The sequence below is a fragment of the Campylobacter concisus genome (genome assembly GCF_002912425.1).
Taxonomy (GTDB): Bacteria; Campylobacterota; Campylobacteria; order Campylobacterales; family Campylobacteraceae; genus Campylobacter_A; species Campylobacter_A concisus_AH.
On sequence record NZ_POYR01000175.1, the window covers coordinates 15,891 to 30,305 of the forward strand.

The 14,415-nt window shown below is 39.9% G+C and carries 13 protein-coding genes; 3 read left to right on the forward strand and 10 right to left on the reverse strand.

Annotated features, from left to right (window positions below):
• The first annotated feature begins 21 nt into the window (after window positions 1-21).
• Complete coding sequence (locus tag CYP84_RS09375) at window positions 22-333, forward strand: DUF6980 family protein (protein ID WP_199906762.1); 312 nt, start codon at window positions 22-24, stop codon at window positions 331-333.
• Window positions 334-742: 409 nt separating this feature from the next.
• Here the strand turns inward: CYP84_RS09375 and CYP84_RS09380 are convergent, their stop codons facing one another.
• The 10 genes from CYP84_RS09380 to tupB form a co-directional block, all read right to left on the reverse strand.
• Window positions 743-2,068 carry an aminotransferase class V-fold PLP-dependent enzyme gene (locus CYP84_RS09380; protein ID WP_103637366.1) on the reverse strand — a complete coding sequence of 442 codons (1,326 nt, stop codon included), beginning with the start codon at window positions 2,066-2,068 and terminating at the stop codon, window positions 743-745.
• Between the two features lie 86 nt (window positions 2,069-2,154).
• Window positions 2,155-2,343, reverse strand: a complete 189-nt coding sequence (locus CYP84_RS09385; protein WP_002941192.1) for a hypothetical protein — start codon at window positions 2,341-2,343, stop codon at window positions 2,155-2,157.
• 24 nt (window positions 2,344-2,367) lie between these two features.
• Window positions 2,368-3,111 (reverse strand): winged helix-turn-helix domain-containing protein, encoded by a 744-nt coding sequence (locus CYP84_RS09390; protein WP_103637367.1) that lies wholly within the window; start codon window positions 3,109-3,111, stop codon window positions 2,368-2,370.
• On the reverse strand, window positions 3,104-3,886 hold the full coding sequence (gene fdhD, locus CYP84_RS09395; RefSeq protein ID WP_103637368.1) for a formate dehydrogenase accessory sulfurtransferase FdhD: 783 nt from the start codon (window positions 3,884-3,886) through the stop codon (window positions 3,104-3,106). Before fdhD ends, CYP84_RS09390 begins: the two co-directional genes overlap by 8 nt.
• Window positions 3,887-4,105: 219 nt before the next feature.
• On the reverse strand, window positions 4,106-4,747 hold the full coding sequence (fdh3B, locus tag CYP84_RS09400) for a formate dehydrogenase FDH3 subunit beta (RefSeq protein ID WP_103599522.1): 642 nt from the start codon (window positions 4,745-4,747) through the stop codon (window positions 4,106-4,108).
• A 1-nt stretch (window position 4,748) separates the two neighbouring features.
• Window positions 4,749-7,571: a formate dehydrogenase subunit alpha gene (locus CYP84_RS09405; RefSeq protein ID WP_103637369.1), complete on the reverse strand. Its 2,823-nt coding sequence runs from the start codon at window positions 7,569-7,571 to the stop codon at window positions 4,749-4,751.
• 30 nt (window positions 7,572-7,601) lie between these two features.
• Window positions 7,602-7,775, reverse strand: a complete 174-nt coding sequence (locus tag CYP84_RS09410; RefSeq protein ID WP_002941238.1) for a twin-arginine translocation signal domain-containing protein — start codon at window positions 7,773-7,775, stop codon at window positions 7,602-7,604.
• Window positions 7,765-8,460: a TorD/DmsD family molecular chaperone gene (locus CYP84_RS09415; RefSeq protein ID WP_103637370.1), complete on the reverse strand. Its 696-nt coding sequence runs from the start codon at window positions 8,458-8,460 to the stop codon at window positions 7,765-7,767. Before CYP84_RS09415 ends, CYP84_RS09410 begins: the two co-directional genes overlap by 11 nt.
• A gap of 245 nt (window positions 8,461-8,705) precedes the next feature.
• The gene (gene tupC / locus CYP84_RS09420) at window positions 8,706-9,659 is read right to left on the reverse strand and encodes a tungstate ABC transporter ATP-binding protein TupC (protein ID WP_103637371.1); all 954 of its coding nucleotides are present in this window, start codon (window positions 9,657-9,659) and stop codon (window positions 8,706-8,708) included.
• A gap of 9 nt (window positions 9,660-9,668) precedes the next feature.
• Entirely contained in the window at window positions 9,669-10,361 is a 693-nt protein-coding gene (tupB, locus tag CYP84_RS09425; protein ID WP_103637372.1) for a tungstate ABC transporter permease TupB, read from the reverse strand.
• Window positions 10,362-10,433: 72 nt separating this feature from the next.
• Here tupB and tupA point away from each other — a divergent pair, with 72 nt between their 5' ends.
• Together tupA and CYP84_RS11125 are read left to right on the forward strand one after the other, a co-directional pair.
• Complete coding sequence (tupA, locus tag CYP84_RS09430; RefSeq protein WP_103558927.1) at window positions 10,434-11,252, forward strand: tungstate ABC transporter substrate-binding protein TupA; 819 nt, start codon at window positions 10,434-10,436, stop codon at window positions 11,250-11,252.
• Window positions 11,253-11,510: 258 nt separating this feature from the next.
• The gene (locus CYP84_RS11125) at window positions 11,511-13,754 is read left to right on the forward strand and encodes a molybdopterin oxidoreductase family protein (RefSeq protein WP_343211057.1); all 2,244 of its coding nucleotides are present in this window, start codon (window positions 11,511-11,513) and stop codon (window positions 13,752-13,754) included.
• Window positions 13,755-14,415 lie beyond the last annotated feature (661 nt).

A 14,415-nucleotide genomic window follows, 5' to 3' on the forward strand; every position in this document is an offset into this window, starting at 1 on the left:
AATAGCACAAATAAAGAAAAAATGGTTAAGGTAAAACACTGTTGCTCTCAAATGAAAGAGGCAACGAAATTAAATTGTAAGATTCATAACAATATTTATGATTGCCCAGACGTGCTTATTTCGTATTATCCTAAATTTGATGAATATGGAATTATCGTTCACGATGGTGGCACAAGCAGTATTTCAATCAAATTTTGCCCTTTTTGTGGTACAAAATTACCAAAATCAAAACGAGATAAATGGTTTGACAAAATGGAAAAATTAGGAATAGATATTGATAATGATGAAATTCCTAAAGTATATTTAAATTATGGTTGGTGGTTGAAGAAGTGATTGAAAATTATTTTTTAACTCTTTTTAATCAACGTAAAAACTAGTTGTTGCCAATTTCAAACGGCTATTACATAAAAGATCTTTAGAAATTTCTATTTAACTAGATGTAAAAACAAGATAAAATGCTTAATATTTTTTGTCCACTCACAATGGTGGCGTGTTTTGTTAGAGTTTCTTAAGACCGAGCAGGTATAGCTCTGTACAAAAACAGCAAATTTGCTTTAAATTCTGCTGGCAAAATTTGATCCAAGATGGTAAATTTTATTTGATACAGTTAAAATTTAAATGGGAAGAAAGAGTAAAATTAGATTAAAAAAATATAATTGTTTTTGCATTTTAAAATGGCAATCTAAATTTAAATTTTTAACTTTTCTTGATAGTTAAATTTAGCAGAAAACAAAAATTTAACCTAAATTTTACCGCCAAACATCTCATACATCGCCTTTTCCTCGCCCCAAAGCTCGCGGTGCTTTTTGATAGATGATTTGATAGCGTTTATGAGATAGAGCACATCCTCTTTTGTGTGCGTGTAGTGCATACTCACCCTTACAAAACCTGGCTTTTTCTCTAAGATCTTATTTTCTTTAAGTCCCAGCAGATCAAAAGCATAAGGTCCAGCGCACATCACGCCAGCGCGACTTTGTATGCCGTAGTTGTTGCTAAGTGTTGCGGCAAAGTCATATGGCGAAATGTCTCGCACATTAAATGAAAAAATAGGCAGTTTTTCTGCATTTTTAGGGCCATAAATGGTGATATCTTCGATACTGCTAAGCTCTTTTTCAAAGAAATTTGCCAGTTCATCTTCGCGAGCTTTGATATTTTCTACTCCGACACTTGCTTGCAGGCTGTAAGCTAGACTTGCTCGCACCAGCCCCAAGATAGATGGCGTGCCAGCCTCTTCAAGCTGCTCGACATTTTTTATAAAAAGGTGCTTTGAAGGCGTTGCAAGAGCGATGGTGCCGCCACCTGCGAAGCTTGGTATATCGCTTGTATAAAGCTCTTTTTTGATCGCCAAAAGCCCACAACTACCAACTCCACCAAGTAGCTTGTGAGGCGAAAAAAAGGCTGCGTCAAAGTAATCGGCATCTAAAATTTCATGCGAGCTGGTCGCTGCGCAGTCAAATGCCACCACTCCGCCAAATTTTTTAACGAGTGAGTAAATTCTCTTATAGTCGGTTTTCACGCCTGTGACGTTTGAGGCGGCGCTAAAGCAGGCGATGATCTTTCTTTTTGCGTTTAGTTTTAGCGTCCTCTCAAGCATCACGTAGTCTATCTCGCCGTTTTCATCAAGTGTTATGCGCTCGCAGTCGCAAAGTCCTTCGCGAAAGCTGATCTCATTTGAGTGGTGCTCATACGGGCCAACAAGCACGAGTGGTAAATTTACGCTTCTTAAATTTGCTTCGCCGATCAAGGCTCTTGTGGTTGGCGGCAGATAAATCCCCATTATCTCCTGAAATTTCTTTATCGCAGCCGTTGCGCCTTGACCTGTTGCGATGAGATAAAAGCTCTCATCAAGCCCCAAAAGCTCCTTTAACTCGGCTCTTGCGTTTTCGTAGCGTTTTTGCGTTAGCACGGCACTTGAGCTGCTGTCTGAGTGTGTGTTTGCGTAGGTTTTTAAAAATTTTGAAATTTCATCTTCGATAGGCGCATAGGCAAGGCCTGAGGCCGTGTAGTCAAAATAGTAAATTCCATCTTTTAAAATGATATTTTTTCTTACTTCATCTATAGTTGGCACGATTTTCCCTTTGGCTAAAAAGCGCGATTATAGTGAAATTTTGTATAAAGTGAGGTTACAAGCGGGCAGGGTGCCCACTCGTGTGCTTATTTGTTTAAGAAGTTTTTTTCTAACCACTCGTTAGCTTTTGCTTCACTCTCAAATCTTTGGCTCTTAGCAACTTGGTTTGCACCCTCATAGAAACGGATACGAATGCCGTCTTGAACGCTATCGATCTTGATTCTAGTGATCTTATCTTTGTTTAGATAAGTCCTGTCGTTTAGTTTTACATACATGTTTTCTCCTTTTAAAAATTTGGTTTATTTTTTATCGTTTTTCTTCTCGTCTTGTTTTAAAAATAGCTCTTTAAAGCGCTTATTTGCATAGTCTTCGATGTCGTTTTGAAGCTGTTTATAAGCGTTTATGAGCTCATGAGCCCTATCATTTAGTGTAGTGCCAGCGTTATCTCCGCCACCTTGCTTGGTCGTAAAGAGATCTTCTTTTAAGTTTTTTTGCAAAATTTGCAGATGCGACCAGCATTTTTTATAGTTCATACCTAAAATTTCAGCTGCCTTTGATATCGAGCCAACCTCGGCTATCACGTCTAAAACCTCGGTTTTGCCCTTGCCAAATATAAGCTCGCCCTCGTCGTTTTCTATCCAAGTCTTTGTCTTTACTCTCATCTTTTTGCCTTTCTTTTCCTTAAAACAGCCTAGCTGACAGTACTTCACGTCAAAGCCGTAGTCTCTAAGCGTCGAGCGCATGGTCTTTAGCCCGCCATTAGCCGCCGCCATCTCTCTTGCATCTTTGCAAAAAACTCTGCCTTTTTCGTCGCTCACTTCTTTTAGTTTTAGTGACAATGTAAATTTACCGCGGTCTTTATCCAAGCCACCAAACTGCCCAAGCTCGCAGTTGTCTATCTTGATGCCAAGTCTGGTTGCCTCGTCGCTCACTTCGCCGACTTCTATGCCTAGCTTGTTTGAGATCTTAAAAGCCGTTCCGCAGTCAAGTTTGCCGCTTTTATTTAGCGTTTGTTTTATTAGCTCTTCTAAATTTTTACTCATAAATTCTCTCTTCGCCGCTATAAACGTTGATATTTTCGCCCCTTGCAAAGCCACAAAGCGTGAGCTCAAATTTACGAGCGATCACCACGCCAAGGCTAGTCGGCGCTGTCCTTGAGATAAGCGCTGGGATGCCGTGCATAACGGCCTTTGCAACCATCTCTGAGCTAAGCCTGCCACTCACCATCAAAAATGAATTTGCTAAGTTAGCTCCGTCTAAAACGGCCTTGCCAACGGCTTTATCGATCGTGTTGTGCTGAGCGATATCCTCGCCTATGTAAAATTTATCTTCGCTCACAAAGAGCTTTGCCGTATGCACGCAGCCAGTCATCTCATAAAGCTCGCACTGCGTGTAAAACTCTTTCATTTGGGCAAGGATCATATCTTTGTTAAATTTAGCCCTGCTTTTTACGGCTCTTGCCGCCATCGCCTGTGGGTCGATATTTGCCGTTGAGCTTCTGCCACAGCCACTTATTATGACCTTCTCTTCGTTAAACTGCTCTAGGCGTTTTTCATTCACTTTGGCGCTTACATAGACGCTTAGCTCGTCGCTTGAGAGCCTAACTTCTGTTATGTCCTCTGGCTTTGTGATGACGTTTTCGCTGATCAAATAGCCCACAGCAAGCGCCTTTTGATCGGTAGGCGTCGCCATAACGGCACCAAATTTTTTGTCATTTATGTAAATTTCAAGCTTGATCTCACGCACCAAAATATCATCAACCTGTGCTTTTTGCTCGCCTTTATATTTGATGATCTGCGTTTTATAAATCGGTTCCATCTTGCTCCTTGAAGTTTTCACAAATGATAGCCCAAAAAGCTAAATTTAATTTTGGATTGTAGTAAAAATTTGCTTAAACAAAGCAAAAAGCTTAAACGCATTTTGATACGAAATAAACGTTATTATAATTAAAATTTGATATGCAAAATAGGCATATTTCTTAAAGTATAAAATTAGAGAAAATAACAAATTTTATAGGTGCAAAAAGCACCTATAAATTTACGCTTTTAGTTTTAGTCTGTCGCCAGCGTAGTAAGCGATCTTCCAAACAGTAGTTTGCTTTAGGTCTTTTTCGCCATAACCTCTTGCAGCAACTCTGTCATTGTAGATTTTTTCTATCATATCTGACTCGCCAACTAATAAAGCCTTTGTAGAGCACATCGCAGCACAAACTGGCACTTTGCCCTCAGAAATTCTATCTTGTCCATATACTTCGCGCTCTTCTTCGCTATTAGTTGGTAGCGGACCGCCTGCGCACATAGTGCATTTATCCATTACGCCTCTTGCGCCAAACGCACCATCTTTAGGGAATTGCGGTGCGCCAAATGGGCAAGCATACAAGCAGTATCCACAGCCTATGCAGATATCTTTATCGTGAAGCACGATGCCATCAGCTCTGATGTAGAAACAATCAACTGGGCAAACAAGCGAACAAGGTGCATCTTCGCAGTGCATACATGCGATTGATGTTGAAATTTCTTTGCCAGGCATACCTTCATTTAGTGTGACGACGCGGCGTCTTCTAACGCCGATAGGCAACTCATGAGCTTCATCACATGCTACTGCGCAGCCGTTGCAATCAATGCATCTATCTGTGTCGCAGTAAAATTTAAGTCTATTGTTATCGTTAAATGCGCTCATATTATGCCCTTTCTATGCGGCAAAGACCGCCTTTTGTTTCTGGAATTTGAGTGACTATGTCATATCCGTAGTTTGTTACGGTATTTGCACTCTCACCAACCGCAAATGGCAAAGTTCCTTCTGGGAAATTTCCAGTCATATCAACACCTTGCATATATCCAGCCCAGTGGAATGGTAAGAAGATCATATTAGGCTTGACTGATGGCACTATCCTTGCACGAACCTTGATCTTGGTACCCTCAGGTGAATGAACCCAAACAAAATCCCAATTTTTAATGCCATGTTTAGCCGCTAGCTCTGGGTGGATATCAGCAAACATCTCAGGCGTAATGCGTGATAGATACTTACTAGCACGCGTCTCCATACCAGCACCACTGAAATTTACGAGACGAGCTGTAATAAGGTTGATAGGGAATTCTTTTGAGAAGTCCTTACTTTGTTGCAAGCTTTCAAATTTAGTATCAACGCGGTATTGTTTTGCTTTATCTTTAAAGCTTGGATACTTCTTGGCTAGATCTGGTCTTGGTGAGTGGATCGGCTCTCTATGCTTAGGGATCTGATCAGCAAATGTCCAAACGATAGTTCTAGCACGTGCATTGCCATACGGAGCGATGTTTTTCTCCAAGCATTTTGTTGCTATGATATTACTATCATCAGTTGACCAGCTAGCTCCGATCCTTGCTTTTTCATCATCAGTTAGTGTGATGCCTAAAATTTTCTCGATATTGTCTTTTTTGATCTCAGGATATCCGCCATTTATAGATGAACCAACTGGCGCTGAGCCTTCAGCTGCTAGCTGGCTAACACCGTTGTGCTCTAAACCAAAGCGGTTTCTAAAGCCCATTCCGCCTTCGCGAACTGATTTATGTGTATCATAAAGTATTGGGCTACCTGGGTGATTTTCTGTCCAGCATGGCCATGGAAGTCCGTAGTATTCGCCCTCAACAGGAGTGCCAGGCTTGCCAAGAGATGTTACTTCATCAAATTTATCCCAGTTCTCTTGGTGGCGTTTCAAGCGCTCAGGTGTCCAGCCAGTCATACCGATAGTTTTTATAATATTTGCTATCTCATGAGTAGCAGCTTCTGGCCATTCTATCTTGCCGTCAGCATCCCTTATAGTGCGAGTTAGCTCGTCATAAAAGCCTATGCGTTTAGCTAGTTCAAATAACAATTCATGATCAGGTATGCTCTCATAAAGTGGTTTGCATACTTGGCTTCTCCATTGACCACTTCTATTTGTAGCTACGACTGTGCCGCTAGTTTCATACTGAGTTGAAGCAGGAATGATATATACATTATCTTTTTTATTTGTTATAACGGCAGCGTCATTTACAAACGGATCTACACAAACAAGTAACTCAAGTGCATCAAGACCTTCTTGAACCTTTGCTTGTTGTGCAGTAGATGTTATGCCGTTACCTATAACTACAAGAGCTTTTAGGCTATCTCCTGCATTATCGATTGCATCATTGCCATCTTTACCATTAAGCGTACCAGCCCACCAGCGTGCAAGTGAAAATCCTGGCTTAAACATCCACTCAGGCTTGATAAAATTCTTTTGCAACCACTCGAAATCAACCTTCCACATTTTTGCAAAATATTTCCAGCTTCCTTCATTTTTAGGGTAATAACCAGGTAGGTTATCTGGTAAATTTGCCATATCAGTTGCACCTTGAACGTTATCGTGGCCTCTTAGGATGTTACATCCGCCACCACTTACGCCCATGTTGCCAAGCACTAGTTGCAAGATCGGAGCTATACGAGTGTTTGAGCTACCTATTGTGTGCTGAGTTAGACCCATCGCCCAAACGACTGAGCCAGGGCGGTTTTTAGCATAAATTTCTGTGATCTCTTTAAGAGTTGCAGCTGGCACTCCAGTCACATCTTCAACGACTTCTGGTGTCCATTTTGCAGCCTCTTCACGAATCAGATCCATACCATAAACACGGTCATCAATAAATTTCTTATCCTCCCAGCCATTTTCGAAGATGAGATTCATCATGCCATATACAAAAGGTATATCCGTTCCTGGGCGAATTTGTGCGAAATAATCAGCCTTTGCAGCTGTTCTTGTGTATCTTGGATCAATTACTATTAGCTTAGCGCCCTTTTCTTTTGCTTTTAAAAAGTGTCTAAAACCAACTGGGTGATTTACCGCTGGGTTTGATCCGATTATAAAAATAGACTTCGCGTTTTGGATATCTCCAAGGTGATTTGTCATAGCTCCATAACCCCAAGTATTCGCCACACCGGCGACTGTAGAGCTGTGTCAAAGACGTGCTTGGTGATCTAGGTTGTTTGTCCCAAACATCGCAACGAATTTGCTTATATAGTAGCTTTGCTCGTTGCAGTCTTTTGCTGATCCTAAAAACATTACTTGCTCTGGATTTTTCTCGCGGTAAGCTTTTAGCTTTGCACCGATCTCGTCAAGTGCTTGCGTCATAGAGATGCGTTGCCACTTGCCGTCAACTTTTTTCATCGGATATTTTACACGGCAGTGTGAGCGCACCATATCGATAACGTCTGCACCTTTACAGCAGTGACCACCAGCACTTACTGGGTGATCTTGTGCTACTTCTTGACGCACCCAAACACCGTTTTCTACCTCTGCTAGCACTCCGCATCCTACAGAGCAAACTGTGCAGACAGTTTTTACTATTTTTGAGTCTGGAAATGGGTTTGCCATCTCTTGAGCTGTTGCTTCTCTTGTGACATTGCTTGCTGCAAAGCCGGCCGCTCCACTAGCACCTGCTAATGCAGCCATTTTTAAAAACGATCTACGGCCGATGTTGTTTGGCGTAGCGTTTAATCTAGCTTCAGACATTTTCATCCTTTCTTAAATTTCTATCAAATTTTATTTTGCTTGTTTGTAGTAAAGTTCCCAGTTTTTGCTTCTTTTATAAAGCACTTCGGTCTTTTTACTCTTTCCTGATTTTAAATTTTCATTAGCATTTGCTGCTACCGCACCACTTGCTGCCACAGCGCCAACTAGACCGACTTTTTTTAGAAATTCGCGTCTATTTTGCATATGTACCCTCCGTTCTTAGTTTTCTTATCCTGTTTTTTTCTCTTCTTATACTTTCAGATCTTGAAAGACCATCGCTCTTTTTGTGGTCTATCTTAACTGGTTTTGGTGAGTTTAGTGCCACGCGCTCAAACGCGATAAATTCGTTTAGCAAAACGGCTACATCCTTGTAAATTTCGCTATTTTTATGCTCATATAAATTCTCTATAAACTCATCAATGTTTGGATTTATAATATTTTTAAAAAGCTCCTCTTCGCACTCGTCAAATTTACCGATAAACTCGTTCATAAGCGTAAAGACAAAGCCCACGTTATCTTCATTCTCTTTAAATTTACTCTCATCTCTTCTGATGTTTGTCTTAGCCAAAATTTTACGCACATCAGCACAAGCATGACCCACTTCATATCCCTCATCGTAAAAAGAGAGCGAATTTCGAAGCGGACTTGGCGGAGTGTGAAAAATGTCATCAAATTCGGTGATCAAATTCTCTGGATTTTTTTCATCAAATTTACTTTTTATATTAGTAGCAGCATGCGAGACTTTATCATTTAGGCTGTATTCTTCTATGAGATCAAGCATTTTACTAAGGCCATCAAATCTCTTTTCATCTTCACTGAATACGAAGAATTTAGAGAAAGTAGCGTAGTAAAGTTTTCTGCCAGCTGCAAATTCCTCTTTTGTGCTCACCTTTTTCCTTAAATAGTTTTTTAACGACACTGAAACTATACAATTAATTGCCTTATTAATTTGGCTTAAAATAAAATAAATTAGAAAAGTTAAAAAAAGCTTAAATATGCCTTAATTGCATATTTAAAAGCACTATTTTTAGGGAATTACACAAAATATGATTTTTTAGCAGAATTATTAAAATTTAGTTCTTTTTTGATATCCATTTTTAAATTTGAGCTAAATTTAAAGGATGAGAGTAAATTTTACTCTAAAGCTAGCATCGAGCCATCTTCAAATTCTAAAAATACTCTCTCGCCAATCTTTGTAATTTCATCATCGTGGTTAAAAATTTTAATCAAAAAGTCGCCAACTTTGACCTTCAAAAGCTTTTCATCGCCCATGTAAAGCGAGGCCGAGTGTAAAACCCCTGAAATTTGACCCTCACCACCTGTTTTAGAAATTTTTATCTTGCTTGGATTGATCGTGATCTTGCTTTTACCTTTAAAATTTAAAGGCAAATTTAACTTTACTTCGTCGCCAAAGCTTAGCACGCCACCCTCTATCTCAAAGATATTTTTGTATTCAAACTCACAGACCCTGCCTTTGTGTAAAAACACGCACTCATTTGCTAGCATGCTAAGCCACTTCTCGTCGTGACTTGCGATGACAAAGCCGCAGCCATATCTCTCGTGCATCAAATTTATAGCCTTGCTAAAGAGTTTTGAAGTGCCGATATCAACGCTGTTTGTCGGCTCATCAAGCAGATAAAATGGCACCCTTAAAGAGAGTGCAAGTGCAAATGCGATGCGCTGCGTCTGCCCAGAGCTTAGCTCAAAGTGGCGCTTGTCTAAAAACTTCTCATCAAGTCCCACAAGAGCGAGTGCTTCGCTGGTTCGCTCCTCAAATTCGCTTAGTAAATTTCTACTTTTTAAGATGACTTTGAAATTTTCTCTAACGCTTCTTTTCAAAAGGGCAGGCTCAGGCAGCAAAACGCAAATTTTACGCAGCATTTCAAGGCTTGGTTTGCTCTCTCCCCAGAGTGAAATTTCGCCGCTATTTGGACTTTGCAAGCGCGAGAGCACTCTTATTAGCGTGCTTTTGCCGCTGCCATTGCTACCCATTAGAGCAGTTATTTTTTTAGTATTTATGTCAAGGCTTGGGATATTTAGGATCTCGCTTTTGCCGTAGTTTAGGTGTAAATTTCTTATCTTTATCAAAATTTGCTCCTATTTGTCTAGTTTTTTGAGCGCAAAGATCGCTAAATTTACTAAAAATGCAATAAATATCAAAACCATCGCGAGCGCTATACCCATGGCAAATTCACCCTTGTTTGTTTCAAGCGAAACGGCTGTGGTGATCGTTCTGGTAAAGTATTTGATGTTGCCACCTATCATCATCGCAACGCCCACTTCAGCGACGATCCTGCCGTAAGCAGTGGCGATGACGACCATGAGGGCGTAGCGCAACTCGTAAAGCACGCAAAAAACTAGCTTTGCCGGCGCGAGGCGTAAATTTAGGATAGTTAGATAGTGCTTTTTCTCCATATTTTCAACCACACTTGCAGTAAGCGAGATGATGATAGGAAGGGCAAGCACAAACTGGCCTAACATGACCGCTTTTAGCGTAAAGAGTAAATTTAGGCTGCCAAGCGGGCCATTTCTAGTGATGAATGCGTATAAAATAAGACCAATGGCAACCGTTGGCATGGCTAGAGCTGTGTCACTTAGAAGGCGTAAAATTTTGCGGCCTTTAAAGTCATAAAAGCCAAGTATAAAACCAAGTGGGAAGCCCATGATAACGGCAAAAAGTATCGACACGCTTGAGGTGTAAAGGGTAGCCTTGATAGCTGAATATGTTTCAAGGTTGCCGTTTAAAAGTAGATTAAAGGCTTCTGTAAAGCCATTAAGTAAAAAATCCAAATATTATTCCTAAATTTTTTATTCATATTATTTTAATATGCTATAATACCACATTTTCTAAAAAGGAGAAAAATGAAAAAGATTATTTTAGGCTCACTAGCAGCCGCAGTTTTGGCGTTTGGCGCTGACAATGAACTAATCATGGCGACTACAACAAGTACGGATAACACTGGCTTGCTTGACGCGATCTACCCAGTTTATAAGGCAAAAACAGGTGTTGATATAAAATGGACAGCTGTTGGTACAGGTGCAGCTCTAAAGCTTGGCGAAGACTGCAACGCTGACGTACTTTTCGTTCACTCACCAAAAGTTGAGAAAGAATTTGTAGAAAAAGGCTTTGGCTTAAAAAGAAATGCCGTAATGTACAATGATTTCGTCGTTATCGCTGACAAGTCTATCGCTGATAAATTTAAAGGTAAAGATATCAAACAAAGCTTTGAGCTTATCAAAAAAGATGGTATCAAATTCTTCTCACGTGGCGACAAATCAGGCACAGACAATAAAGAAAAAGGCATCTGGAAAAAGATCGCTGGCGAAGTCCCTGAAAAAGATAGCTGGTATATGCAAACAGGTCAAGGCATGCTAGCTACGATAAATGCTGCTGCTGAGCAAAAAGGCGTTACATTTACTGACCGCGGTACTTACATTAAATATGAAGCAAACCAAAAAGGTCATCCTGAGATGGTCATCATCAACGAGGGCGACAACGATCTTAAAAACTTCTACTCTCTAATCGCAGTAAATCCAAAACACTGCCCTAAAACTGACATCGAAAATGCAGAGAAATTTATAAAATGGGCGACAAGCGAAGAGGGTCAGAAATTTATAGGCGACTTCAAACTTCTTGATAAGCCACTTTTTACTCCAGACGCAAACACACGCAAGAACTAATACAACGGGCGAGCAATCGCCCATTTTTTATAAATTTTCATAATCTTTAAATTTATTTTTAATCATTTAAGCTAAAAACCAAATTTAAAATAAGACAGAAAATGGTAAAAAGCTCCGTAAATTCAGCGTCAAAGTAATATGCAAATTTTGCATATTACTTAAAATTTTTTTAAATAAAATAATTAATTTTAAAACTACTTTTATTTTATAAGGTATATAATAACCGAACTATTAGAAATATTACTTGAAAGGAAATCTATGCAAAAGATTGTTCAAACAACCTGTCCGTATTGCGGAACTGGTTGCGGCATAGACCTTATCGTAGAAAACGGTAGGATAGTCGATGCAAAGCCGACTGATAACCACCATGTAAATGATGGCGAGTTGTGCTTAAAAGGTATGTTTGGTTGGGAATTTGTAAATTCTCCAAAACGTTTAACTAAACCAATGATGAGAAAACTAAACGGAGAGTTTAACAAAGAGGGCAAACTTGAAGAGGTTAGCTTTGAAGAGGTTTATGAATTTTTAGGAAAGACTTTTAAAAATAGCGTAGAAAAATATGGTCCAAGCTCTATTATGGGCTTTAGTTCAGCTCGTTCAAACAACGAAGACAACTATGTATTTCAAAAATTCTTTCGTGCTTTAGGAAGTAACAACGTAGATCACTGCGCTCGTCTTTGACACGCTCCAACAGTGGCAGGTCTTGCCAGCACCCTTGGAAACGGAACAATGACAAATGATCTTGTTGAATTTGCGACTGATACAGATGTATTTTTACTAATAGGCACAAACACAAGCGAATGCCACCCTATCATCGCTATGCAGATGCAAAGAGGCTTAGAGCGTGGTGCAAAAATGATCGTTGTGGATCCAAAACGCACCGATATGGCTAAAAAAGCCGATATATTCTTGCAAATTCCAGTTGGCTCAAACATCAAAACACTAAACACAATGATGAACGTCATCATCTCTGAAAATTTACAAGATAGTGAATTTATCGAAAAATATGCAGAGGGCTTTGAGTACCTAAAAGAGGCGGTAAAAGACTTCACGCCTGAGAGATTTGAGCGTGAGACTGGTGTCAAAAAAGAGCTTATCACTGAGGCTGCTAGGATGTATGCAAAAGCTGGCAGTGCTGCTATTTGCTACACTATGGGTATCACTCAGTTTAGCGACGGCACATCAAATGTATTCTCACTTTCAAATTTAGCGATCCTAACAGGAAATTTAGGTAAAAAAGGCGCTGGAGTAAATCCTCTTCGTGGACAAAACAACGTTCAAGGCTCATGCGATATGGGCGCACTACCAAACGTCATCCCAGCAGGTGCAGTAAATAGCGCTTACGCACAAGAGCAAGCTCGCAAAGTTTGGCACTTCGAGCTTAATCCAGTGCCTGGCTTCAAGCTCACATACGCACCTGATAAAATGGATAGTGGCGAGCTAAAAGTGCTTTATGTTTACGGCGAAAACCCTGTTATGAGTGACCCTTGGACAGAGCACTTTGTACATGCGACACACCACCTAGACTGCTTTATCGTACAAGATCTATTCTTTACTGAAAGTGCTCAAAAGGCCGATGTCGTCTTACCTGCAGCTGGTTGGGGTGAGAAAGATGGAACATTTATCAACACATCTCGCCGCGTTCAAAGAACTAGGAAAGCAAGCGAACCAGTAGCTGGCGTAGAGCCTGACTGGAAAGTAGTTTGCAACATCGCAAAAGCTATGGGACTTGAGGGATTTGACTTCTTAAGCGCAGAAGAGGTTTGGGATGAGCTTAGAAAGCTAATGCCTAAATTCTTTGGTGGTATCAGCTACTATAGGCTTGAAAAACTAGGTGGCATCAGCTGGCCATGCCCTGATGAAGATCACCCAGGCACACCTGATCTCTATACCGATCACAAATCAATGCTGCCTGATGGTAAATTCCGCCTAGCTCCAGTACTTTACGCTGACGATAAAGATAAGCGTGCGAGCATGGAGGCTGAATTTAAAGCCAAAATGCATATACCTGATGGCTATCCAGTAGGCTCAGGTGCGATGAGCGAAGTACCAGATGAGGTTTATCCTTGCTTATTTACAACAGGTAGAAAAGTTTATCACTACCATACTGGTACGATGACTAGAGAGTGCCCACCACTAGAGTATGGTGCTGGTATCGAAGGTCCGCTAATCGAAGTAAGCCCTGATATCGCAAGAGAAAGGGAGCTAGAAGATGGCTGCTACGCAATGGTAGAGAATAAACGTGGTAGGATCGCAGCTAAACTTCGCGTAAATCCTGATCTTAGAGAAAGCACGATATTTACTACTTTCCACTATAGCGAGGCTGACGGTAACGAGCTTGCAAACGCACAAGATCACGATCCACTCTCAGGTATCACACCTCTTAAGATCACTATAGCTAACATAAAAAGGTTAAGCGAAGAGGAGTATATAGCATTTAGACAACAAAACGAGATGTCTATGCACTCTGAAAAACCTTATCTTTCACCTGTTAGATCATAATTTCAAGGGCGCAATGCCCTTGAATTTTTAATTCAAATTTTCATAGCAAATCAACTTTTATTAACTAAAATTTTCTATTGTTTCTAGATGAAATTTCATAGTAAGAATGGGTTGTTTTTATAAAATTGCTATGAAGTGCTATCTCTATTTTTTACATCTATCAAGACTCTTAGACTTTTAAAGCTTGTATGCGTCAGCTAAAAGCTTTGTTGGATTTAATTTTTAAATTCTGTGATCACTAGTTGGCGTGAGAGTTTATGTATTGTATTTCTTTTAGCTGACTAATGCAAAAGTTTTGGCTGTTTTTTGGGCTAGTCAGCCAAATAGTCAGCTAAAAAGTTGTGATAATAATAGTTTGCTATTGTTTGTAATAGTTTGTAATTTTATGAATAAAGGCTTTAAAATAACGTTAAAATCGTGGCGCAATGTTTGCAAAAGTTGGTAAAAGTTTGTGATTGTTTATAAGTGGTGGCGGACAGAGAGGGACACTCCGCCAATTTTATAACTTTTATCACTTTTAAACCTTTCAAAAGTCCGATATATGCGACTTTTTATTGATATGGAGATTATATATTTTAAAGCTTTATTTTTGCTTATTTTCTGTAACAAAGTCTCAAATTCTCTGTAACAAGTATTCTGTGATTTTAAGAGGCCTTTAGAG

Coding starts and splice junctions, on each gene's coding strand:
- CYP84_RS09375 (WP_199906762.1), top strand. CDS start 22: ATGGTTAAGGTAAAACACTGTTGCTCTCAAATGAAAGAGGCAACGAAA.
- CYP84_RS09385 (WP_002941192.1), bottom strand. CDS start 2,343: ATGTATGTAAAACTAAACGACAGGACTTATCTAAACAAAGATAAGATC.
- CYP84_RS09390 (WP_103637367.1), bottom strand. CDS start 3,111: ATGAGTAAAAATTTAGAAGAGCTAATAAAACAAACGCTAAATAAAAGC.
- fdhD (WP_103637368.1), bottom strand. CDS start 3,886: ATGGAACCGATTTATAAAACGCAGATCATCAAATATAAAGGCGAGCAA.
- fdh3B (WP_103599522.1), bottom strand. CDS start 4,747: ATGAGCGCATTTAACGATAACAATAGACTTAAATTTTACTGCGACACA.
- CYP84_RS09410 (WP_002941238.1), bottom strand. CDS start 7,775: ATGCAAAATAGACGCGAATTTCTAAAAAAAGTCGGTCTAGTTGGCGCT.
- tupA (WP_103558927.1), top strand. CDS start 10,434: ATGAAAAAGATTATTTTAGGCTCACTAGCAGCCGCAGTTTTGGCGTTT.